This is a genomic window from Ottowia beijingensis, from assembly GCF_013423955.1.
GTDB lineage: Bacteria > Pseudomonadota > Gammaproteobacteria > Burkholderiales > Burkholderiaceae_C > Ottowia > Ottowia beijingensis.
On record NZ_JACCKX010000001.1, the window covers coordinates 1,289,681 to 1,311,418 of the forward strand.

The window sequence follows — 21,738 nt, forward strand, 5'->3', positions numbered from 1 at the left end:
GGTAAAGGGGAACGGTGTGCTTGCTCATCGGAGATCGGTGGAGTCCACAAAGACACTGTCTCGGGCCAGCCCCGCACGCCAGGCGCGCCAGGCGCGCGAGCGCCAAAGCCGCAGGAGGCTGCGAACGTGCCAGCCGAGGTGCTGCGGATGACGGCGACTGGCCCGCTGCGCGTCATGCACGACAACCGCCTCGTCCACACGCGCCAGTTGCCAGCCGGCGAGTTGCAGTCGCAAACAAAGATCCACGTCCTCGCAGTACATATGGTAGGCGTCGTCAAAGCCGCCGACGCTGGCATAAGCCTCGCGCCGCAGCAGCAGAAAGGCTGCGTTGACCCAGTCTGGGCGGTCGCCGGTATGCACCTCGCGCCGCGGCGCCCCAGGCAGATAGCGGCGCGCCAGCCGCAGGGGCGTGGGCAACAGCCGCTCGTGATCCTGCCTGCGGCCATCCTCGGCCATCTGCACAGGGTAGCTGACGCCCAGACGGGCATCGCCACTGGCGAGCCGGCGCGTCAGCGCGCCAAACGGATTGCCGCGCAGCCGAATGTCCGGGTTGACGACCGCGAAGTATTCGCTCGCACCGCGCCGGGCGTCGAGAGCGAACGCCTGGTTGTGGTTGGCCCCGAACCCCTTGGGCGCGGCGTTTTCCACGGTCTCCAGCTCAAACGGCCACGCCCTTTGACGCAGCTTGGCCGCCAGTTCGTCCTCGGGCAGGTTCAGGGTCAGGATGACGCGCCGAAGTTCTGGCTCATCCAGCGACGCCAGTTCGTCCAGCAATCGCACCACGTCGCCGCCATGCCGGTGGCTGATGATGGACACGCAGATGCCGTTCACGCCAGGCGCTCACCAAACATCATGCAAAGACTTCAGACTGGGCCAGGAGTTGGCCCACACGATCCTTTCAGAGAGCTGTGGCGCGTCAATGCCGTGCGCCGCGAGCGGCCACTCGATGCCAATGCTCGGATCGTTCCATGCAATGCTGCGCTCATGCTCCGGTGCGTAGTAGTCGGTCGTCTTGTACATGAAATCAGCCGTCTCGCTGAGCACCACGAAGCCATGCGCCATGCCTGCGGGCACCCAGAGTTGGCGGTGATTCTCGGCCGTCAGTTCAACCCCACCCAGCGACCAAAAGTGGGCGACGTGCGGCGGATATCGACCGCCACATCGAACACCGCTCCGCTGGTCACGCGGACCAACTTGCCCTGCGGCTGCCGGATCTGATAGTGCAGCCCGCGCAACACACCTTTGCGACTGCGGCTGTGGTTATCCTGCACGAAGTCGACGTCCAGCCCAGTGACTTCGGTAAAGGCGCGGCGGTTGTAGCTTTCCATGAAGAATCCGCGCGCATCGCCGAACACCTTGGGTTCGAGGATAAGTACGCCCTCGATCGCCGTGGACAACGCTCTCATACCCGCACCTCTGGTCGTGTTTCGCGCAGCATGCGGATCAGATACTGCCCATACCCGCTCTTGGCCAGCGGCTGCGCCAGTTGCTCCAGCCTGGCGCTGTCGATGAAACCCTTGCGCCAGGCGATTTCTTCCGGGCAGGCGATCTTCAGGCCCTGGCGGCGCTCCAGCGTGGCGATGAACTGGCCGGCATCGAGCAGGCTGTCGTGCGTGCCGGTGTCCAGCCAGGCATAGCCGCGCTGCATGATCTGCACATTGAGCTGGCCTTGCTGCAGGTAGGCGTCGTTGACGCTGGTGATTTCCAGCTCGCCGCGCGCGCTCGGCTGGGTGGCCTTAGCGATGTCCACGACCTGGCTGTCGTAGAAATACAGGCCAGTGACGGCGTAGCTGCTCTTGGGCTGGGGCGGCTTCTCCTCGATGCTGACGGCCTTGCCTGAAGGGTCGAACTCCACCACGCCGTAGCGCTCGGGATCGTGCACGTGGTAGGCGAACACGGTGGCGCCTTCGCTGCGGGCGTCGGCATCGCTGAGCAGGGTTTCGAAGTCGTGGCCGTAGAAGATGTTGTCGCCCAGCACCAGGGCGCTGGGGGCATTGCCGATGAACTGCTCGCCGATGATGAAGGCCTGTGCCAGACCATCGGGGCTGGGCTGCACGGCGTAGCTCAGACTGATGCCCCACTGGCTGCCGTCGCCCAGCAGTTGCTGAAAGCGCGGGGTGTCCTGCGGGGTGCTGATGACCAGGATGTCGCGGATGCCGGCCAGCATGAGGGTGGCCAGCGGGTAGTAGATCATAGGCTTGTCGTACACCGGCAGCAGCTGTTTGCTGAGGGCCAGCGTGGCCGGGTGCAGGCGGGTGCCCGAGCCTCCGGCGAGGATGATGCCTTTGCGTGGGGTCATGTGCTTCAAGAGGGGCGCGTCAAAGGATTTCGGCCAGCATGCGGTCGACGCCCTGCTGCCAGGGGGCAGCTTCAGGCCGAAGACGGCTTGCAGGCGACTGCAGTCCAGACGCGAATTGTGCGGCCGGCGTGCGGGGGTCGGGTACTGGCTGGCGGGGATGGGCAGGACTTCTTTTACTTTGATATTGATAGCTGCCTGCGCTTGCTGCGCCTGCGCAAACACGTGTTTTGCATAAGAATGCCAGGTGGTCTGGCCACTGGCGGCCAGGTGGTAGATGCCACCCTTGGCGGGTTGCAGGCTCGTGTGCACGATGGTGTGCGCCGTCACGTCGGCGATCAGTTCGGCACCGGTGGGGGCGCCCCACTGGTCGTCGATCACGGTGAGGCGCTCGCGCTCCTGCGCCAGGCGCAGCATGGTCTTGGCGAAGTTGCCACCGCGGGCGGCATAAACCCAGCTGGTGCGCAGGATGAGATGGGGCGCACCTGCCTGCACGATGGCGCGCTCGCCTTCGAGCTTGGTGCGGCCGTACACGCTCAAAGGGCCGGTGGCATCGCCCTCCTGCCAAGGTCGCTGGCCGCTGCCGTCGAACACGTAGTCGGTGCTGTAGTGCACCAGCAGGGCGCCACAGGCCTGGGCTTCGCGTGCCAGCACGGCGGGGGCTTCGGCGTTGATGCGGTGGGCCAGTTCGGGCTCGCTCTCGGCCTTGTCCACGTCCGTATATGCAGCGGCATTGACGATGACTTGAGGCCGCACGGCACGCACAGTGGCGACCAGGCCATCCAGATCGGCCAGATCGCCGCACAGGCCCGTATCACCTCGCCGGTCGAGCGCGATGAGCTCGCCCAGCGGCGCCAAGCTGCGCTGCACTTCCCAGCCGACCTGCCCGTTCTTGCCCAGCAGCAGGATCTTCATGCACCCTGCCCTACGCCGTACTGCGTAGCCACCCAGTCGCGGTAGGCGCCACTTTGCACGTTCTGCACCCAGCCGGCGTTGGCCAGGTACCAGCCCACGGTCTTGCGGATGCCGGTGTCGAAGGTTTCGGCCGGCCGCCAGCCCAGTTCGCGTTCGATCTTGCGCGCGTCGATGGCGTAGCGCCGGTCGTGGCCGGGGCGGTCTTGCACATGGGTGATCTGCGTGCGGTAGCTCTGGCCGTCGGCGCGCGGCTGCAGCTCGTCCAGCAGGTCGCAGATGGTGTGGACGATGGCCAGGTTGGTCTTCTCGTTCCAGCCGCCGATGTTGTAGGTTTCGCCCAGCCTGCCGGCTTCGAGCACGCGGCGGATGGCGCTGCAGTGGTCGGTGACGTAGAGCCAGTCGCGCACCTGCTGGCCGTCGCCGTAGATGGGCAGGGGCTTGCCGGCCAGGGCGTTGACGATCATCAGCGGGATGAGTTTCTCGGGGAAATGATACGGGCCGTAATTGTTGGAGCAGTTGGTGGTGAGCACCGGCAGGCCGTGGGTGTGGCGCCAGGCGCGCACCAGGTGGTCGCTGGCGGCCTTGCTGGCGCTGTAGGGGCTGTTGGGCTCGTAGACGTGCTCTTCGGTGAAGGCGGGGGCGTCGGGGGCCAGGGTGCCGTAGACCTCGTCGGTGGACACGTGCAGGAAGCGGAAGGCGGCTTTGTCGTCGGCGGGCAGCTGGCTCCAGTGGCCGCGCGCGGCTTCGAGCAGGCGGAAGGTGCCGACGATGTTGGTGGCGATGAAGTCTTCGGCGCCGTGGATGGAGCGGTCGACGTGGCTTTCGGCGGCGAAGTTGACGATGGCGCGCGGGCGGTGTTCGGCCAGCAGGCGGTCGATGAGGGCACTGTCGCCAATGTCGCCTTGCACGAAGGTGTGGCGCACATCGCCCTGCACCGAGGCCAGGTTGGCCAGGTTGCCAGCGTAGGTGAGTTTGTCGAGGTTGACGACGGGTTCATCGCCCCCAGCCAGCCAGTCCAGTACGAAGTTGCTGCCGATGAAGCCGGCGCCGCCGGTGACGAGGATCATGCTGATCGCTTTGCAGGTTCGACGCTCAGGCGCCGGAAAAAAACGGATGACAAGCCTTGCGGACGCAGCAGGGCAACTTGGGTGCGGACGTACCCAGGCGGATTATTTCACGCAGCCTTGGAGCGACGGCACCGAGCGGTGACAATAGCGCCTTTCCCGCTGATCGGGGCACACGCCCCTTGTGTCCATGGCTTCATCGTCGAGCAAATCGTCCAGCAAGCGCGCCCCGGCGCAGCCCCACCCGGCCGGCCCGGAGCAGGCGCAGAACATCTGGCTGGCCGGCATGGGCGCGCTGGCCAAGGCGCAAACCGAGGGCAGCAAGGCCTTCGACAGCCTGGTCAAGCAAGGGCTGGCGCTGCAGAACCAGACCCAGGCCCTGGCCAAGGCCCAGTTCGCCGAGGCCGCCCAGCGCATCGAAGCCATGGCCACCACCAGTCCGCTCGGACCTGAGCGCTGGAATGCGCTGGAGGGCATCTTCGAGAAACGCGTCGCCAGCGCACTCGCCCGACTCGGGTTGCCCGATGCAGAAGCGCTGGAACGCCTGGAGGCACGTGTGGCGGCGCTCGAGCAGGCACTGGCCCGGCAGCCCAAAGGCGCCGAGGCTGAACCCGCTGCTGCTGCCGCGAAGAAGCCAGCGACCCGCACCAAACGCACGCCCTGACGCGGGCACGGTGCCGGCGCGACGCGGCACCGAAAGGAACACCCAGACCGTCCCCGTGTCGAACACGCCATGACGCCACCTCTCTCGCAGCCCCTCGTCCCGGCACGGTTGCCGCCGCAGCATCGGCGCGCGCTGGTGGTGGCAGCGGCACTTGCGCTCGCCCTGCACGCCATGTTGCTGTTGCGCTGGCCGCCACTGACGCAGCAGGTGCGGGCCGGCTCCGCCGTGGGCACCGTCAGCACGCGGATCATTGCGCCGCCGGCTGCGCCGCCCGAACCGATGGCGACGCCACAAGTGCCGGAAGAAGTCGCGGCGCCGCCGCCAGTGCCTGCGGCGGTGCCGCAAGCCCGGCCCAGGCCCCGGCCAGCCGCGCGACCGCGCCGTGCCGCGCCGCCCGAGCCCGCGCCCGCCGAGGCGCCATCGCGCGGCGCAGCCGGTGGCGTCATGGATCCCACCGCCTCGCTGCTGGCGCCGCCGCCGCTGGGCGATTTCGGTGGCTCCCGGTCGACAGTCCCCCTGAAGCCCAGCCTGGAGGGTGAGGCGGCCGAGCAGGCGCGCCAGTTCGCCCAGGCCGGCGAGCCGCTGCCGGCGCGCGTCCCACGCGCTGCCACGCTGCAGTACAGGCTGCAGGGTCAGCTGAACGGCGCGCCGGTGACCGGCCCCGTCACCCTGGCCTGGCGCCGCACGGACGAGATCTACGAGGCCGACTGGGAGTCTTCCGTGCCCGCTCTCAGTGCACTGCGCATGAGCTCCGTCGGCCTGGTGGTGCCGCAGGGCCTGGTGCCGGTGCAGGCCGGTCCACGCACCGCAGGGGTGCCGCCGACGCGCTTCGACTACGCCCAGCCTGCCGTGCACTTCGCCTCGTCCGGGCAAAGCGCGGCCTTGCCGCCGGGCACACAGGACGAATTGAGCGTCGTCCTTCAACTGGGCGCCTGGCTGGCAGGCGACGCCCGACGCTTCGAACCCGGCCAGACCTTCGAGCTGCCCATCGCCGGCAGCGATGCGGTTCAGCCCTCGCGCTGGCTGGTCGAGGGCGCCGAAACCATCACGGCCCTGGGCAGCCAATCGGTTCAGGCGTTCAAGCTCACCCGCCTGCCGCTGAGCGGCCAGGGGCCACAGCGTCCGCCAGGCTCGAGGTCTGGCTGGCCGAAGCCATGGACTACTTGCCCGCGCGCCTGCGCTGGAGCTGGCCCGACGGCACGGCGGTGGATGCCGTGGTCGACACCGCCCGACTCAACCGCACCGATCCCGCCGCCACCACGGCGCCGGCCTCCGCGGGCGCCCGCTGAAGCGGACGCCAGATCCGGACCAGACAGCCCATGGCCAAGAAAGCGCCCCGCCGCACCGCCGAGCGCATTCTGGCCAGCACGCTGGAGCTGTTCAACCGCTTTGGCGAGCCCAACGCCTCCACCACCATGATTTCGGCCGAGCTGAACATCAGCCCGGGCAATCTGTACTACCACTTTCCGTCCAAGGACGAGCTGGTCAACACCTTGTTCGACCAGTACGAGAGCCAGCTGTACGAGCTGCTGGCCGCCAGCACCGACGTGCTGGACGTGGAGGATGCGTGGTTCTTCCTGCATTCGCTGTTCGAGCTGATCTGGCAGTACCGCTTCCTGTACCGCGACGTCGGCCACCTGCTGTCGCGCAACCGGCGGCTGGAGACGCACTTTCCCGCCATCCTGCTGCGCAAGCGCGCCGCGCTGCGCCAGTTGCTCGACACCCTGCAGGCCAAGCGCGCCGCCTCCGCCGCCGAAGACCGCCAGCGCGACGCCGTGGCCGCCAGCATGGTGGTGCTGCTGACCTACTGGCTGAGCTACGAATACGTGCTGCAGCCGCGCAGCGCCATGGAGCCGGAGAACGCCCAGGACGCCCTGCTGCGCGGCGCCTACCACGTGATGGGCCTGCTGGCGCCGCACCTGGACGAGGCGTCGCGCGCGCACCTCACGGCGCTGATCGAGGCCTATGATCCGGCCACCCCTGACCGATCGCCATGAGCACCTGGCTGCCCTGCCCCTACGCTGCCGACTACCGCTTCGACATCGGCCACGTGCGCGCGCTGTGGCCGGCGCTGCACGCGGTCGACGCCGAGCCGACGCCGCACAGCGACGCGCTGTGGCACGCCTGGGCGCTGTTCCACTCCGGCCAGTTCGAGCAGGCCACCGATGCGGGGCTGGCCGTGGGCGTCGAGGGCCTGGCCGTCGCCAACCGGGCAACTGCCGCGCACGCGGCGCTGGTCGAGCCGCAGGAGACGGTGCGCATCGAGCTGTTCAAGCGCATCCACGCGCGCGCCCTGCAGCACGCCGCGCAGCGGCCCGACCAGGCCAACGCCTGGTACTGGCAGGGCTACGCGCTGGCGCAGTACGCGCAGGGCATCCACGTGGCGCGGGCGCTGGCGCAGGGGCTGGGCACGCAGGTGCGCGCCGCGCTGGAGGCCACGCTGGCGCTGGCCCCCGGCCACGCCTATGCCCACGTGGCGCTGGGCGCCTTTCACGCCGCGGTGATCGACAAGGTGGGCCCGCTGGTGGGCGCCATGACCTACGGCGCGCGCGCCGAGGCTGCGCTGTCGCACCTGTGCGAGGCGCAGCGGCTGGCGCCCGCCTCGCCCGCCGTGCTGTACGAATGCGCCCATGCGCTGCTGATGCTGGACGGCGAAGCGCGCCTGGCCGAGGCCACCCGACTGCAGGAGCAGGCGGCGCAGCTGCCCGCGCGCGATGCGGTGGAGCGCCTGTGGGTGGAACTAGCCCGCGCCAGCCTGGCGCTGTAGCCGCCGATACCGCGTTCGCGGGGTGGCCGGCGGGGCAACGCACTAAGATGCGCGCCATCTGCCATCACCTGCCAAGGAGACCCCATGTCCGACCTGAAAGCCCGCTTCGAAGAAGCCGTCGCCAACTCAAGACGCTGAGCGAGCGCCCCGACAACATGACGCTGCTGAAGATCTACTCGCTCTACAAGCAGGCCACCGAGGGCGACAACGAAGAGGCCAAGCCGGGCTTTGCCGACATCGTGGCGCGCGCCAAGTGGGACGCGTGGAAGAAGCTCGAGGGCACCAGCAACGACGAGGCGATGCAGCAGTACATCGACCTGATCGAAGAGCTGCGCCAGGGTTGATCGGCAGGGCTGGCCACATCAAAAAGTGAGCTGTTTGCGCCCGCCACACAAGGATTTCAGAATCAAATGATTCTGAAATCCTTTAAACCGGGCGCTGGCCGCTATCAAATCAGCTTGATTCGCAACAAGTCTCAAACCGTGTTGTGGGAGCGGGCTTGCCCGCGATGAGCCGCCTCATCGCCACCAACGCTCGATCGCGGGCAAGCCCGCTCCCACACGGCGGATGTGGCCCGGGCGTCATCCCGGACTTCTTGATAGTCAAGCAATCCAAACGCAAACCGGTCGCCGGCACCGCCCGGATTCACCCCGCCGGGCGTGGCGCCACGGCGTCATCGCGGGCCGTGGCGGTGTCGGCCAGGGTGCGCAGTTGCGCCTGCCGCTCCGCCTTGGGCTGGCGCGCCAGATCGCGCACCGCGGCATGAAAGCGCGGCCAGTCGCCGCCCACCTGCGCGAACAGCGCCTCGAAGCCCGGCACCAGCTCGTCGTAGGCGGCCTGGATGCCGAAGAACGCATTGTTGGCCTGCGCCACCCAGGGATCGAAGCCGTCGAACGGCGTGCCGGCCGCCGCCCACTCGGCCTTCAGTGCCGCGTAGCGCTGACGAAAATGCGCCATTGCTTCTGACTTGAGAGCAGGCAGCGCTTGCGGGTCGTGCGCCAGCGCCGTTTTTGTGCATAAACGCGGTTCAGTTCGTCGCGCGTGTCGCGGCTCAGCTGCCGGAACGCGCGGCGCCGGCCGTCGAACGCCGCGTAGTCGCGCCGCGCCTGCTCGCTGGCCTGCGTGGCCAGCCAGTGCCGCACGCCCAGGCGCTCCACCGCGGTGGCATACGACTCGTTGAACATGGTGTCGTCGCGCACGTACACCACCTGGTGCGCCAGCTCGTGGAACACCATGCGCGCCAGCTCGCCCTCGGGGTAGCGGATGAAGGTGGACAGCAGCGGATCGCCACCCGCCCAGTTCAGCCAGCCCAGCGTGGAATAGGCCGGCACGCCGTACACGCGCACTTCCAGCCCCTCGTCTTTTTCAAGCTGCGCGGCCAGCGCTTTGGCGTCGGCCTCGTCGTAATAGCCGCGGTAGCCCACGCAGCCCACCACCGGAAAGCACCAGCGCCGCAGCGTCAGCGAATCGGGCGGCGCCGCGGCCACGTTCCACACCGCGGCGCGGCGCTTCAGGTCGCTGTAACGGTGGTAGCTGGCGTTGTCGGGCAGGGCCAGGTCGCTGACGGCGAAGGCGCGGATGCGGCGCGCCAGCTCCAGCCGCGGCTTCAGATCGGCCGGCGTGGCCGGATCGGCCAGCCAGTCGTCGATGGGGCGCGCCGCCGTCATCAGCGCGATGTGGCCCTGCACCGACTGGGCGTAATAGGCGACGGGCGTGCAGCCGCCGAGCACGCCCAGCGCGGCCAGCGCCGCCAGAAACAGTGCCAGCCGGCGAGAGGTGCGGTGTGTGAGCGCCATGGTCGTCGGAGCCGCTGCGCGCGGGTCGGTTCCGCGCCGCGTCACGGCGCGGCCAGCGCCACCTGCACCGCGCAGTCGTAGAACGTCGGCCCGCGCCCCATGTCCGTCAGCGCCTGGCTGGTGAGTTCGTTCACGTTGGTGCCGCGCGGCCCCAGCTTGCGCCACCAGATGCCCAGGCCGTTGACGACGCCGGGTCGGGCGCGTTCGCTCACCTCGGCCTTGCAGTGGTAGCGGCCGCGGTTGTTGAACACCTCGACCAGCATGCCGCTGGCGATGCCGCGCGGCGCCGCGTCTTGCGGATGAATTTCGAGCAGCGGTTCGCCCTCGATGCTGCGCAGGCTCTGCACATTGACGAAGCTGCTGTTGAGAAAGTGCCGCGCCGGCGGCGAGATCATGGCCAGCGGGTAGGCTGCACTGGCGCCGGCCACTTCACGGTTAGGCACATGGTTCGGCAGTGAGTCGCCGCCCTTTCTGGACAGCTCACTATCGAATTCGCAGCGACCGGACGCGGTGGGAAAACCGCCCTCGGCGAACGGCGCGTCCGGCAGCTTCAGGCGCGCGAAGCCGTTCGCCAGCAACTCGTCGAAGTTCACCTGCTTGCCATACGCCTGCCGGCACAGCGCCTCGTCGCTGTCGGCAAAGCACGGCGCATCGAAGCCCATGCGCGCCGCCAGGTCGCGGAAGATCTGCGCGTTGCTGCGCGCCTCGCCCTGCTGCGCCATCGCCGGGCGGTTCAGCAGCACGTCGGTGTGGCCGTAGGCGAGGTGGATGTCCCAGTGCTCCAGCTGCGTGGTGGCGGGCAGCACGATGTCGGCGTGATCGGCCGTGTCGGTGCGGAAATGCTCCAGCACCACGGTGAACAGGTCTTCGCGCGCGAAGCCGCGCACCACCTTGGGCGATTCGGGCGCCACGGCCACCGGGTTGCTGTTGTAAACCACCAGCGCCTCGATGGGCGGGCCGCCCGACAGCGCGTCGGCATCGCCGTTCAGCGCATCGCCGATCCGCACCATGTTCACGGTGCGCGGCGTGCGCCCGGCCAGCAAGTCGGGCCGCTGCAACGCCGCGCGGTCGACCGGGAACGCGCCCGAGGACGACAGCAGCACGCCGCCCGCGCGGTGCCGCCACGCGCCGGTGAGCGCCGGCAGGCAGGCGATGGCGCGCACCGCATTGCCGCCGCCGGCGCAGCGCTGCACGCCGTAGTTCAGGCGGATCGCCGCCGGCCGCGTGGTGCCCCAGGCGCGCGCCAGCCCGCGTACCTGATCGGCGGTGATGCCGCACACCGCTGCCACGCGCTCCGGATTCCAGAGCAGCGCGCGCTCGCGCAATGCGGGCCAGCCGCGCGTATGGCGCTGGATGTAGTCGTGGTCCAGCCAGTCGTGCACGATCAGCTCGTGCATCAGCCCCAGCGCCAGCGCGGCGTCGGTGCCGGGCAGCAGGGCGATGTGCTCGTCGCACTTGTCGGCCGTCTCCGTCTTGCGCGGGTCGATGCAGACCAGGCGCGCGCCCTGTCGCCGGGCCTGCTGCGCCAGGCGCCAGAAGTGCAGGTTGCTGGCGATCGAGTTGCTGCCCCAGATCAGGATCAGCCTGGCCTCGGCAAAGAACTCCACCCGCATGCCCACCTTGCCGCCGAGGGTGCGCGTCAGCGCCTCGCCGCCGGCGGTGGCGCAGATGGTGCGGTCGAGCAGGCTGGCGCCCAGCTGGTGGAAAAAGCGCCGGTCCATCGACTCGCCCTGCACCAGCCCCATGGTGCCGGCGTAGCTGTAGGGCAGGATGGCCTGCGGGTTGCGCGCGGCGATGACCTTCAGGCGCGTGGCAATCTCATCCAGCGCCGCATCCCAGCCGATCGGCTCGAAGCGCCCCTCGCCCTTGGCGCCGGCGCGGCGCAGCGGCGTCAGGATGCGCTCGGGGTGGTGCGTGCGCTCGGCGTAGCGCGAGACCTTGGTGCACAGCACGCCGTCGGTGGGCGGGTGCGCCGGGTTGCCGCGCACGCGCACGGCACGGCCGTCCTGCACCGTCGTCACCAGGCTGCAGGTGTCGGGGCAATCGTGCGGGCAGGCGCCCACCACTTCGTTGGACTGGGTCATGGGGCGATGTGCGAAATTTCACACCCGCCACACCCCCGCGAACAGGTGTAGAAGTTAGACTTCATTTCCAAATAATCCACACTTTTCTGGACGTTTTCCATGGACAGGTCATTCTCCATCAGCCGCCGCCAACTCGCCAGGATGGCTGCTGCCAGCGCCGTGGCGGGCGTGGGCCTGGCCCGTGCGCAGGACAGCCGCATCGTGCTGGGCCAGTCGGCCGCCTTCAGCGGCCCGGCCATGCAGCTGGGCACGCAGTTTCACGCCGGCGCCAGGCTGTGGTTCGACCAGCTCAATACCAAGGGCGGCGTGGGCGGGCGGCAGGTCGAGATCCGCCATCTGGACGACGGCTACGAGCCCGACCGCTGCGTCGCCAACACCGAAAAGCTGATCAAGGACGAGGTGTTCGCCCTGTTTGGCTACATCGGCACGCCCACCAGCCTGGCGGCGCTGCCGCTGGCCACCTCGGCGCGCGTGCCTTTCATCGCGCCCTTCACCGGCGCCATGGGTCTGCGCGAGCCGTTCAAGCGCGAGGCCTTTCACCTGCGCGCCTCGTACGACGACGAGACGGCGCTGATCGTCAAGCAGCTGATCGAGCTGAGCCAGAACCGCATCGGCGTGTTCTACCAGAACGACGCCTACGGCAAGGCCGGCCTGTCGGGCGTGACCAAGGCGCTGGCGGCGCGCCAGCTCGCCGGTGGCCGAGGGCACCGTGGAGCGCAACAGCGAGGACGTGGCCGCCGCCGTGGCCAAGCTGGCCAAGTCGGGCGCGCAGGCCATCGTGCAGATCGGCGCCTACAAGGCCTGCGCCGCCTTCATCCGCCAGGCCAAGCAGGCCGGCTACGGCGGCAAGTTCTACAACGTGTCGTTCGTCGGCACGCAGGCGCTGGCCGACGAACTGGGCAAGGACGGCGCCGGCGTGGTGGTGTCGCAGGTGGTGCCCTCGCCCTACAACCCGGCGCGGCCGGTGTCGCGCGAGTTCGTCGCCGCCGCCAAACAGCAGGGCCGGGTGCAGGCCAACTTTTCCAGCATGGAGGGCTACCTGGCCGCCAAGCTGTTCACCGAGGGCCTGACGCGCGCCGGCGGCAAGCCCACGCGCGAGGCGCTGATCGCCGCACTGGAGTCGATCAACGAGGACTTCGGCGGCTACCGCGTGAGCTTCGGCCCGGGCAACCATGTGGCGTCGAAGTTCGTCGAGCTGTCGATGCTGACGGGCGACGGCCGGGTGCGGACCTGACGCCACGGCGGCGCCACGGCAGGGCCGGCCCCGCGGCCCTGCCAAGGGCGGTGCAACGCCATCATTTTGATAGCGCCCCGCGCACACCCCTGCGGCGACAGGGGCGTTTTCGGCACTGCTCTCGCCAGCGCGCGCACGCCCCGGTAGACTGCGGGCCATGAACCTGATCGAACCCATCCTGGCACAGGCCGCGGCCATCACCCAACTGCGGCGCGACATCCACGCGCACCCTGAGCTCTGCTTCGAGGAAGTGCGCACCGCCGACCTGGTGGCGGCCAAGCTGACCGAATGGGGCATCCCCATTCACCGCGGGCTGGGCACCACCGGCGTGGTGGGCATCGTGCACGGGCGCGACGGCGGCGCGGCCGCGAAAAACGGACGAGCGATTGGCCTGCGCGCCGACATGGACGCGCTGCCCATGACCGAGTTCAACACCTTCGCCCATGCCAGCCAGCACCACGGCAAGATGCACGCCTGCGGCCACGACGGCCACACCGCCATGCTGCTGGCGGCGGCGCAGCATTTTTCGAAGAACCGCAATTTCGACGGCACCGTGTACCTGATCTTCCAGCCGGCCGAGGAAGGCGGCGGCGGCGCGCGCGAGATGATCCAGGACGGGCTGTTTGAGCAGTTCCCGATGGAGGCCGTGTTCGGCATGCACAACTGGCCGGGCATGGACGTGGGCAAGTTCGCCGTCTCGCCCGGCCCGGTGATGGCATCAAGCAACGAGTTCAAGATCACCATCACCGGCAAGGGCGGCCACGCCGCGCTGCCGCACATGGGGTGCGACCCGGTGCCCATCGCCTGCCAGGTGGTGCAGGGCTTCCAAACCATCGTCACGCGCAACAAGAAGCCGGTGGACGCGGCGGTGATCTCGGTCACCATGATCCACGCCGGCGAAGCCACCAACGTGATCCCGGACAGCTGCGAAATCCAGGGCACGGTGCGCTGCTTCAGCTTCGAGGTGCTGGACCTGGTGGAGCGCCGCATGCAGGAGATTGCCGAGGGCGTGAGCGCCGCCTTCGGCGCCACCTGCGACTTCCACTTCCACCGCAACTACCCGCCCACCATCAACACGCCTTACGAGGCCGACTTCGCCCGCCGCGTGATGGCCGGCATCGTCGGCGCCGACAACGCGCTGGCGCAGGAGCCGGTGATGGGCGCGGAGGACTTCTCGTACATGCTGCTGGAAAAGCCCGGCGCCTACTGCTTCATCGCCAACGGCGACGGCGCGCACCGCGCCACCTACGAAGGCGGCGGCCACGACGCCGGCCCCTGCACGCTGCACAACCCGCACTACGACTTCAACGACGAGCTGATTCCGCTGGGCGGCACCTACTGGGTGCGCCTGGCCGAGGAATGGCTGGCGCATGAACCACCGGCCGACCGGCCGATGCCGGTGAAGGGCTGAGGCGCGGTTGGCCTCTGGTGGACGCGGGCTGGCCGGCGATGGCAACGCACCATCGCGGGCCAGCGCGCCCCACGGAAACCCCAAAACTATAGCTGCTTGCGCTTGATAGACAATGGTTTCAGGCATTTTTCGCTTGAAATCCATACAGGACGGGCGCAAGCCACTATCAATTTATAAGCGGCCGCCACGCATGATCCCCATCCCCGAGGCCTTCTCCGCCCGCTACGCGCAGGCCCGCGTCAAGTTCCTGGAGGCCGCCGCCACCGCCGGCACGCGCATCGCATCGCAAAACCACCCGCTGCCCGGCCGCGACGGCGAGGTGCTGGCAATGGACACAGCGCTCGACGGCGACGAGCAGAGTGACCGCCTGCTCATCGTGAGCAGCGCCTGCCACGGCGTCGAGGGCTACTGCGGCAGTGGTGTGCAGGTGTTCGCGTTGCACGACGCCGAATGGCGTGCCAGGGCGCGCGAGGCCGGCGTGGCCGTGCTCTACATCCACGCGCTGAACCCCTACGGCTTCTCGCACCTGCGCCGCGTGACGCACGAGAACGTCGACCTGAACCGCAACTTCCCCGACTTCAGCCAGCCGCTGCCCGTCAACGAAGGCTACCGCCGCGTGCACGAGCTGCTGCTGCCCGCCGCCTGGCCGCCCGACGCCGCCAACCAGGCCGCCGTGCAAACCCTCATCGAACGCGAGGGGCTGCCGCTGTGGCAGGCCGCCGTCTCGGGCGGGCAGTACGAGTTTGCCGACGGTCTGTTCTTCGGCGGCCAGGCACCCACCTGGAGCCACCGCACGCTGCGCGCCGTGCTGGCGCAGCACGGCGGCCGGGCGCAGCAGGTGGCCTGGATCGACCTGCACACCGGCCTGGGCCCCAGCGGCGTGGGCGAGCGCATTTACGCCGGCCGCGACGATGCCGCCGCCGTGGCCCGCGCGCGCCGCTGGTGGGGCGACGAGGTCACCTCGATCTACGACGGCTCATCGACCAGCGCGCTGCTCACGGGCCTGATGTGGAACGCCATCTACGACGCCGCGCCGCAGGCCCAGTTCACCGGCATCGCGCTGGAATACGGCACCGAGCCCATCCCCGAAATCATCGACGCCCTGCGCGGCGACCACTGGCTGGCCCTGCACCCCGAGGCGCCGGCCGAACTGGCGGCGCAGATCAAGGCGCGGCTGCTGCGCGCCTTCTACACCGACACCGATGCCTGGAAGGGGCAGATCGTCAGCCAGGCGCGGCAGGCGCTGTTCCAGGCCGTGGATGGGCTGGCGCAAGGCGCCGGCTCGCCGGCCTGAGCCGGGCAGCGCACACATCCTGTCACCAGGCCGCTGGCGCGGGCGGGAATAAGGCGGCACCCTGGGGCGTTGTCGGTGCAGGCAAGCCCGCCGCACCACACCGAAAGGACCGCCCATGACCCGCACCCTGACCGCCCTGGCCCTCGCCGCCGCCAGCCTGACGCTGGGCACCGCCGCACAGGCCCACACACCGCACCCGCTGACGCCGGCGGTGGCCGATGGCCTGGCGCCCGGCGCGCTGGCCCCTACCTGCTGACCGTGATGGGCGAGCGGCGCATCGTCCGCGGCGACGACCGCGGTGAGGATGACCGCCGCGGCCGCCGTGGCGGTCGCGCCGACCGGGACGATGACGACGACGACGACCGCCGCAGCCGGCGCGGCCATCGTGCCGACCGGGACGACGATGATGATGACGATGACGACGACCGCCGGGGGCGCAGGTCACGTGATGACGACGACGATGATGATGACGACTGACAGCGCGTCGGCACCATATACTCCCCGCATACCCCGCCGCTAGCGCCCGCCAATTGGGCGCTGGCGAGCGATACCCCTGCAAGCTGGTATCAGAACGCGCCGTTCAGCGCCTCGCGCCCTTGCGCGATGACCAGCAGGCCGTCGAAGATCAGGCTTTCCACCAGCTCGTAGGGCCGCGTCATCGACGGCAGCATCTTCCAGCCGGCGCCGCCCGTCATCAGGCACAGCGGCTGCATGTCGCAGTGGCGGAACAGGTTCTGGTACATGCGCTCGCAGGCGCCGGCGATGGCGAAGGTGCCGCCGCTGGTCAGCGCGTCGCTGGTGTTGGTGGGAAATTCCACCACGTCACCGGTGGGCACGTGCAGCCCGGCGGTGCCCGATTCGAGCGCACGCAGCATGATGCCGTGGCCGGGCAGGATCAGCCCGCCCAGAAAGCGCCCGTGCTGGTCGATGGCCTCCACCGTCACCGCCGTGCCCACCATCACCAGGATGATGGGCCGCGCCGGCCCGCGCCGCAGCATGTGGTGGCGCGCGCCGATCATGGCCACCCAGCGGTCGGCGCCCAGGCGGGGCGGAAAGTCGTAGCCGTTGGTCAGGCCCGCCTCGGCCTCGGCGGCCACCACCCAGCGCGGCTCCACGTTCCACAGCTCCATCTGCTCCTGCACGCGGTGCTTCACGGCCTGGCCGGCCACGATGCAGCCGAGCATGCGCGTGGGCTCGGGTATCTGCGACCACACGCCATCGCCCAGGCGGTCGATCTGCTCCAGGAACTCGGCGCCCTGCGCCAGCATGCGCGCGCCAGCGGCGGGTTGGTCGTACAACGTCCACTTCAGGCGCGTGTTGCCGACGTCGAGGGCCAGAAACGTCATGGGGCGCAATATAAGCGGTTTTGTCCTACACCCGATTCGGGGGCGTCGTCCTGGCGACGTCATGCGTTGCGGGTACAGTCCGTGATTCCCTGACCACCAACCAAGGAGAAAGCAATGGGATTGTTCAGTTTCATCAAGGAAGCCGGTGAAAAGCTGTTCGGCGGCAAGGAAGTCGAGCAGGCAGCGGCTGCCAGCGCACCCAACATCGCCGAGCTGAACCAGAAGGCCGGCGACGCCATCAAGACCTACATCGAGAAACAGAACCTGGGCCTGTCGGGCCTGGGCGTCACCTTCGACGGCGCCACTGGCAAGGTCACGCTGAGCGGCAACGCCCCCAGCGAGGAAGCCGCCGAGAAGGCCGGCCTGGCCGCCGGCAACGTGGCCAGCGTGTCCGACGTGGACAACAACCTGCAGTACCCCGCGGGTACGGCATCGCAGTTCCACGACGTGGTGAGCGGCGACACGCTGAGCGCCATCTCCAAGAAGTACTACGGCGATGCCAACAAGTACAACGTGATCTTCGAGGCCAACAAGCCGATGCTGTCGGACCCGAACAAGATCTACCCCGGTCAGAAGCTGCGCATTCCGGCCCTCTGATTTCGATAGCTGCCCGCGCTTGCCCCGCAAGCGCTGCAGCCCGATTTCATGAGCAAACAAGGCACTTTCCGGTGCCTTTGTCGTTTGCGGCGCCAGCGTGGGGCGGCGTAGAGTGCGGCGCATGACCGCCCTCGCCCCCGACGACATCACCGCGCTCGACGCCTGCGCGCTTTCCGACGCCATCCATGCGCGGCGCATCTCGTGCCGCGAGGTGATGCAGGCCAACTTGGCGCGCATCCACCGGCTCAACCCCACGTACAACGCCCTCGTCAGCCTGCGGCCCGACGATGAACTGCTGGCCGAGGCCGAGGCCTGCGATGCCGAGCTGGCGCGCGGCAAATCGGGCCAAGGATCGCGCGGCTGGATGCACGGCCTGCCGCAGGCCATCAAGGACCTGGCGCACGCCGAAGGCCTGCCCACCACGCTGGGCTCGCCGCTGATGACCGACTTCATTGCCAAGGAGGACGGGCTGATGACGGCGCGCATGAAGGCCGCCGGCGCCATCGTCATCGGCAAGACCAACGTGCCCGAGTTCGGCCTCGGCTCGCACACCTTCAACGAGGTGTTCGGCGCCACACGCAACGCCTACGACCCGGCCAAATCGGCCGGTGGCTCCAGCGGCGGCGCGGCGGTGGCGCTGGCGCTGCGCCTGCTGCCGGTGGCCGATGGCTCCGACTTCATGGGAAGCCTGCGCAACCCGGCGGCTTGGAACAACGGCTTCGGCTTCCGGCCTTCGCAGGGCCGCGTGCCGCTGTGGCCGGCGGTGGACGTGTGGATCAACCAGCTGGTCACCGAAGGCCCCATGGCCCGCAGCGTGCGCGACGTGGCGCGGCTGCTGCAGACACAGGCCGGCTGGTCGCCGGATACTCCTCTTTCGATAGCTGACAGCGCTGATTGGGCGGGCGCTGAAGGCCAATTTGACCTGAAATCGCAACGCATCGGCTGGCTGGGCGATCTGGACGGTTACCTGGCCATGGAGCCCGGCATTCTGGACGCCTGCACGCAAGGCCTGCAGCGGCTGGAAGGCCTGGGCTGCGCCGTCGCGCCCGCGCGGCTGGGCATGCCGCCCGCCCGCGTGTGGGACGCCTGGCTGGTCTGGCGCCGCGTGCTGGTGGCCTCGCGCATCGCGCCCTTCTTTCTGCAGGCGGCCAACCGCCCGCGCATCAAGCCCGAGGCGGTGTGGGAGTTCGACCAGGCGCAGGGCTGCACGGCCAACCAGTTCCTGGCCGCCAGCGTGGCGCGCACGCAGTTCCACCAGAGCATGCTGAAGCTGTTCGAGCAGCACGACTTCCTGGCCCTGCCCGCGGCCCAAGTGTGGCCGTTCGACATCGGCGAACGCTGGCCACGGCAGATCGCGGGGCGCGCCATGGACACCTACCACCGCTGGATGGAGGTGGTGATCTACGCCACCTTCGCCGGCCTGCCCTGCATCAGCGTGCCGACGGGCTTCAACGCCGCGGGCCTGCCGATGGGCCTGCAGCTGATCGGCAAGCCGCAGGACGACGCGGGCGTGCTGCGGCTAGCGACGGCGTACGAGCAGGCGATCGGCGACTGGCTGGCGGTGCAGCCGCCGCTTCAGGGGTAGCGCGCCATCACCGCGCCGATCCAGGCGCCAAAGGCGCGGCCCAGCTTACGGTAGCCGCTGGCGTTCAGGTGGATCTCGTTGATCCAGTCGCCCGACGGCCCCGCGTCGTCGGGCGAGGCCGGCAGCAGCGCCACCTGGCCGGCCGAGTCGAACACGTGCACGCCGGGCGTGGCGTCGGGCCCGCCGCTGGCTTGGTCAAAGCCCATCAGCAGGCGGCGCAGGCGCTCGAACAGCAGCTCGGTCAACGCCTGTTGCCAGGCCGCCGGCACACCGTAGCGCAGCAGCACCGGGTACAGCCAGCCCTGCAGCGCCAGCCCGGCGCCGGACGGGCGCGCCACCGCCGTGGCGTAGGTGTGCAGCAGCAGTGGGCGCCCGGCGCTCGGCCCCTGGTCGCGCCAGGCGACGAAGGCGGCCAGGTTGGCGCGCAGGTGGTCGGCCAGCCGCGCCCAGCCGGGCTCGCTGATCCAGTCGGCAGCAGCGCTGGCGTGGCCCACTTCCTCGAACGTGCGCAGCAGGCGCTGCGCCTCGGGCGTCGGCACGCCGGCGTCATCGGCCAATGGCGTGGCGGCGGCGGCGATCAGGTCGTTGCCGTCGGCCGACAACAGCACGGCGTCCCAGTAGCGGGCCAGGCGGCGGTGGTGCAGCAGGCGCTCGCAGTGGCCGTCGGCGCGGCGGTCCACCATACGCTGCAGCGTGTGGCCCGGCGCGGCGCAGTTGACGATGGCGGCCGAGCGCGGCAGGCGCAACTCGGCCAGCAGGTTGGGGCTGTAGCGGCCGGTGGCGGTGATGCTGAACCACGAGTCGCCCTCGGCCAGCAGGCGCCAGCCGTAGTCGGACAGCGGCGGCGCGCTGTCGCGCAGCAACGCCTCGGGCGGAAACAGGTCGGGTGGCATGGCGGCGCCTCCTGGGCAGAAGCCCACAGCCTAGCGGCGACGCGCGCGCAGCGCCATCCCCGTTGGGCAGAGGCCGTCTGAACTACGTTTTTGATAGCTGCCTGCGCCCGTCCAGCAAGCGCTGAGGGCCAAAAGGCTTGAAAACCGCGCCGTCAGTTCTGCCGCCACGGCAGGCCGGCGTGGCGCCAGCCGTTCTTGTGGCCGCGCTGGGCGTGCTCGTCCGGCACGCCCTCGAAGCCGCCGGTGATGCTGTAGGCCGTCAGCCCCAGCTCGGTGGCGCGCTGCGCGGCGGCGATGGAGCGCACTCCGCTGCGGCACAGCATCATCAGGCGGCGCCCATCCTCGGCCGCTTGGCGGATCGCGCGGTCGAACCCGGGGTTGAGGGCCATGCCGGGCCACTGCTTCCAGGGCACGGCCAGCGCACCGGGCACGAAGCCGACCCATTCGCGCTCGGCGTCGGTGCGCACGTCCACCAGCACGGCGTCGCCGGCCTCCATCCATTCGTGGGCCTGCTGCGGCGTGATCTCACCCGCATAGCCCTCCGCGGCGGCATCGGCCACCCCGTCGCCGCTGCCGGCGTCCTGCCGCAGGCCGGAGCGCTGGTTGGCCGGCACCGCCTCGTCGATGCGGCGCGGCTTGGGCAGGTCGAGCGCGTTCATCAGCGTGATGAACTCGTCGCGCGACTTGCCTGCCAAGCGCGGGTTGGTGGCCTTTTCGGCGCCGATGGTGGACTGTGTGCGGCCGTGGTAGTCGTGGCACGGCCAGACGATGGTGGTGTCGGGCAGGGTGAACAGCTGCTGGGTGATGCTGTCGTACAGCGCGCCGGCATCGCCCGACTGGAAGTCGGTGCGGCCGCAGCCCTGGATCAGCAGCGTGTCGCCGGTGAACACATGGCGGTCGTCGTGCCGCTGGTCGGGGCGCATCTGGTGGCCCAGCGGCGCCTGGGTGGCCTCGCTGGGCGGCTCGTCGTGCGGGTGCGGGGCGCGCTGCCAGTAGAAGCACACGCCGCCCGCCGTGTGGCCAGGCGTGTGCAGCACCTGCAACTGCTCGCGGCCGAAGCGCACGGTGTCGCCACCGCTCAGCTGCACGGCGGCGGTGCCGATGTCGCAACCCGCCGGCGCAGCGGTGCGCGCGCCGGTCAGCTCGGCCAGCCGGGCGGCGCTGGTGATGTGGTCGGCATGGGCGTGGGTTTCCAGCGCCCAGATCAGGCGCACGTTCAGGCGCTCGAGCGTGGCCAGGTCGCGCTCGAGCTGCACATCCACCGGGTCGATGATGACCGCCTCGCGCGAGTCCTCGTCGAACAGGATGTAGGTGTAGGTGCTGGAAGCCGGGTCGAAAAGCTGGGTGGGGTTCATGCCCCCAGTTTATGCGCGCAGCCCCGGCGGGCGCTATGCGAAGCGAACCAGCAACTCGGCCACTTCGTCGGCACCCAGCTGCTCTTCGGCGATCAGGGTGGCCACCATGGCGAAGAACGCCTTGTCGAGCGCCTTGCGGGCGGCGGCCATCTGCTGGGCCACCTTCTCGGGCTCGGTGTCGGCCTGGATCAGCTTCTGCAGGCCGCGCAACTGGCCCTCCACGCGCGCCAGTCGGGCGCACAGTGCCTTCTTGCGGGCTTCGTCATTGGTCACGGTCATGTCAGCGCGCTCCCAGATTTGGAGTTGTGTCGATATACGGGTACGGGTGGCAGAATGGCCCCATGAAGTTCGGATGGTAGGGCTTCGGACGCCACTTGAACACCACCTGATCGCGCTAACCTGATCTGGGGAGCGGCAAACTGCACAGTACGCGGCCG

Annotated in this window: 18 protein-coding genes and 6 pseudogenes; 12 read left to right on the forward strand and 12 right to left on the reverse strand. The window is 69.3% G+C overall.

The window, feature by feature from the left end; translation table 11 throughout:
• Positions 1 to 24: 24 nt before the first annotated feature.
• The 5 genes and pseudogenes from H0I39_RS06525 to rfbB all read right to left on the reverse strand — a co-directional run bounded on the left by H0I39_RS06525 (position 25) and on the right by rfbB (position 4,278).
• Positions 25 to 831, reverse strand: coding sequence for a glycosyltransferase family protein (locus H0I39_RS06525; protein ID WP_308645788.1), 807 nt, complete (start codon positions 829 to 831; stop codon positions 25 to 27).
• Between the two features lie 19 nt (positions 832 to 850).
• Positions 851 to 1,406, reverse strand: a pseudogene (gene rfbC, locus H0I39_RS06530) (dTDP-4-dehydrorhamnose 3,5-epimerase).
• Positions 1,403 to 2,299 carry a glucose-1-phosphate thymidylyltransferase RfbA gene (gene rfbA, locus H0I39_RS21765; RefSeq protein ID WP_257646023.1) on the reverse strand — a complete coding sequence of 299 codons (897 nt, stop codon included), beginning with the start codon at positions 2,297 to 2,299 and terminating at the stop codon, positions 1,403 to 1,405. The pseudogene rfbC and the gene rfbA overlap by 4 nt, the downstream one beginning before the upstream one ends.
• A gap of 72 nt (positions 2,300 to 2,371) precedes the next feature.
• Positions 2,372 to 3,211, reverse strand: a pseudogene (gene rfbD, locus H0I39_RS21770) (dTDP-4-dehydrorhamnose reductase); the annotation flags it as partial.
• Positions 3,208 to 4,278 (reverse strand): dTDP-glucose 4,6-dehydratase, encoded by a 1,071-nt coding sequence (gene rfbB / locus H0I39_RS06540; protein ID WP_180549974.1) that lies wholly within the window; start codon positions 4,276 to 4,278, stop codon positions 3,208 to 3,210. The gene rfbB and the pseudogene rfbD, both read right to left, overlap by 4 nt.
• Before the next feature lie 187 nt (positions 4,279 to 4,465).
• Between rfbB and H0I39_RS06545 the strand changes: the two genes are divergently transcribed.
• The 5 genes and pseudogenes from H0I39_RS06545 to H0I39_RS06565 all read left to right on the forward strand — a co-directional run bounded on the left by H0I39_RS06545 (position 4,466) and on the right by H0I39_RS06565 (position 8,050).
• Positions 4,466 to 4,939: a phasin family protein gene (locus H0I39_RS06545; protein ID WP_180549975.1), complete on the forward strand. Its 474-nt coding sequence runs from the start codon at positions 4,466 to 4,468 to the stop codon at positions 4,937 to 4,939.
• Positions 4,940 to 5,008: 69 nt separating this feature from the next.
• Entirely contained in the window at positions 5,009 to 6,358 is a 1,350-nt protein-coding gene (locus H0I39_RS06550; RefSeq protein WP_180549976.1) for a DUF3108 domain-containing protein, read from the forward strand.
• Entirely contained in the window at positions 6,259 to 6,936 is a 678-nt protein-coding gene (locus H0I39_RS06555) for a TetR/AcrR family transcriptional regulator (protein WP_180549977.1), read from the forward strand. The genes H0I39_RS06550 and H0I39_RS06555 overlap by 100 nt, the downstream gene beginning before the upstream one ends.
• A complete protein-coding gene (locus H0I39_RS06560) occupies positions 6,933 to 7,706 on the forward strand; it encodes a hypothetical protein (protein ID WP_180549978.1) in 774 nt (257 codons plus the stop codon). The genes H0I39_RS06555 and H0I39_RS06560 overlap by 4 nt, the downstream gene beginning before the upstream one ends.
• 84 nt (positions 7,707 to 7,790) lie before the next feature.
• A pseudogene (locus tag H0I39_RS06565) lies at positions 7,791 to 8,050 on the forward strand (acyl-CoA-binding protein).
• Positions 8,051 to 8,351: 301 nt separating this feature from the next.
• Here H0I39_RS06565 and H0I39_RS06570 read toward each other — a convergent pair.
• Together H0I39_RS06570 and H0I39_RS06575 are read right to left on the reverse strand one after the other, a co-directional pair.
• Positions 8,352 to 9,502 (reverse strand): annotated as a pseudogene (locus H0I39_RS06570) (aminopeptidase).
• Positions 9,503 to 9,543: 41 nt separating this feature from the next.
• Positions 9,544 to 11,586: a molybdopterin-containing oxidoreductase family protein gene (locus tag H0I39_RS06575; RefSeq protein WP_180549979.1), complete on the reverse strand. Its 2,043-nt coding sequence runs from the start codon at positions 11,584 to 11,586 to the stop codon at positions 9,544 to 9,546.
• A gap of 99 nt (positions 11,587 to 11,685) precedes the next feature.
• Between H0I39_RS06575 and H0I39_RS06580 the strand changes: the two are divergent.
• The 5 genes and pseudogenes from H0I39_RS06580 (at position 11,686) to H0I39_RS06600 (ending at position 16,002) form a co-directional block, all read left to right on the forward strand.
• Positions 11,686 to 12,820, forward strand: a pseudogene (locus tag H0I39_RS06580) (ABC transporter substrate-binding protein).
• Positions 12,821 to 12,977: 157 nt separating this feature from the next.
• Positions 12,978 to 14,231 (forward strand): M20 aminoacylase family protein, encoded by a 1,254-nt coding sequence (locus tag H0I39_RS06585; protein WP_180549980.1) that lies wholly within the window; start codon positions 12,978 to 12,980, stop codon positions 14,229 to 14,231.
• Positions 14,232 to 14,421: 190 nt separating this feature from the next.
• Positions 14,422 to 15,525, forward strand: a complete 1,104-nt coding sequence (locus H0I39_RS06590; RefSeq protein ID WP_180549981.1) for a M14 family metallopeptidase — start codon at positions 14,422 to 14,424, stop codon at positions 15,523 to 15,525.
• Between the two features lie 115 nt (positions 15,526 to 15,640).
• Entirely contained in the window at positions 15,641 to 15,781 is a 141-nt protein-coding gene (locus tag H0I39_RS06595) for a hypothetical protein (RefSeq protein WP_180549982.1), read from the forward strand.
• Positions 15,782 to 15,783: 2 nt separating this feature from the next.
• Complete coding sequence (locus tag H0I39_RS06600; RefSeq protein ID WP_180549983.1) at positions 15,784 to 16,002, forward strand: hypothetical protein; 219 nt, start codon at positions 15,784 to 15,786, stop codon at positions 16,000 to 16,002.
• Between the two features lie 89 nt (positions 16,003 to 16,091).
• Here the strand turns inward: H0I39_RS06600 and H0I39_RS06605 are convergent, their stop codons facing one another.
• The gene (locus H0I39_RS06605; protein ID WP_180549984.1) at positions 16,092 to 16,871 is read right to left on the reverse strand and encodes a type III pantothenate kinase; all 780 of its coding nucleotides are present in this window, start codon (positions 16,869 to 16,871) and stop codon (positions 16,092 to 16,094) included.
• Positions 16,872 to 16,985: 114 nt separating this feature from the next.
• On the opposite strand from H0I39_RS06605, the gene lysM reads away from it, so the two are divergent.
• Entirely contained in the window at positions 16,986 to 17,468 is a 483-nt protein-coding gene (gene lysM, locus H0I39_RS06610; RefSeq protein ID WP_180549985.1) for a peptidoglycan-binding protein LysM, read from the forward strand.
• A 121-nt stretch (positions 17,469 to 17,589) separates the two neighbouring features.
• On the forward strand, positions 17,590 to 19,053 hold the full coding sequence (locus H0I39_RS06615) for an amidase (RefSeq protein ID WP_180549986.1): 1,464 nt from the start codon (positions 17,590 to 17,592) through the stop codon (positions 19,051 to 19,053).
• Here H0I39_RS06615 and H0I39_RS06620 read toward each other — a convergent pair.
• From H0I39_RS06620 to H0I39_RS06630, 4 genes and pseudogenes are all read right to left on the reverse strand, one after another.
• On the reverse strand, positions 19,044 to 19,946 hold the full coding sequence (locus H0I39_RS06620) for a hypothetical protein (protein ID WP_180549987.1): 903 nt from the start codon (positions 19,944 to 19,946) through the stop codon (positions 19,044 to 19,046). The genes H0I39_RS06615 and H0I39_RS06620 overlap by 10 nt on opposite strands.
• Positions 19,947 to 20,098: 152 nt before the next feature.
• Positions 20,099 to 20,506, reverse strand: coding sequence for a rhodanese-like domain-containing protein (locus H0I39_RS21775; RefSeq protein ID WP_308645914.1), 408 nt, complete (start codon positions 20,504 to 20,506; stop codon positions 20,099 to 20,101).
• Positions 20,507 to 20,530: 24 nt separating this feature from the next.
• Positions 20,531 to 21,301, reverse strand: a pseudogene (locus tag H0I39_RS23975) (MBL fold metallo-hydrolase); the annotation flags it as partial.
• 33 nt (positions 21,302 to 21,334) lie between these two features.
• A complete protein-coding gene (locus tag H0I39_RS06630) occupies positions 21,335 to 21,580 on the reverse strand; it encodes a metal-sensitive transcriptional regulator (protein WP_180549989.1) in 246 nt (81 codons plus the stop codon).
• Between the last annotated feature and the right edge of the window lie 158 nt (positions 21,581 to 21,738).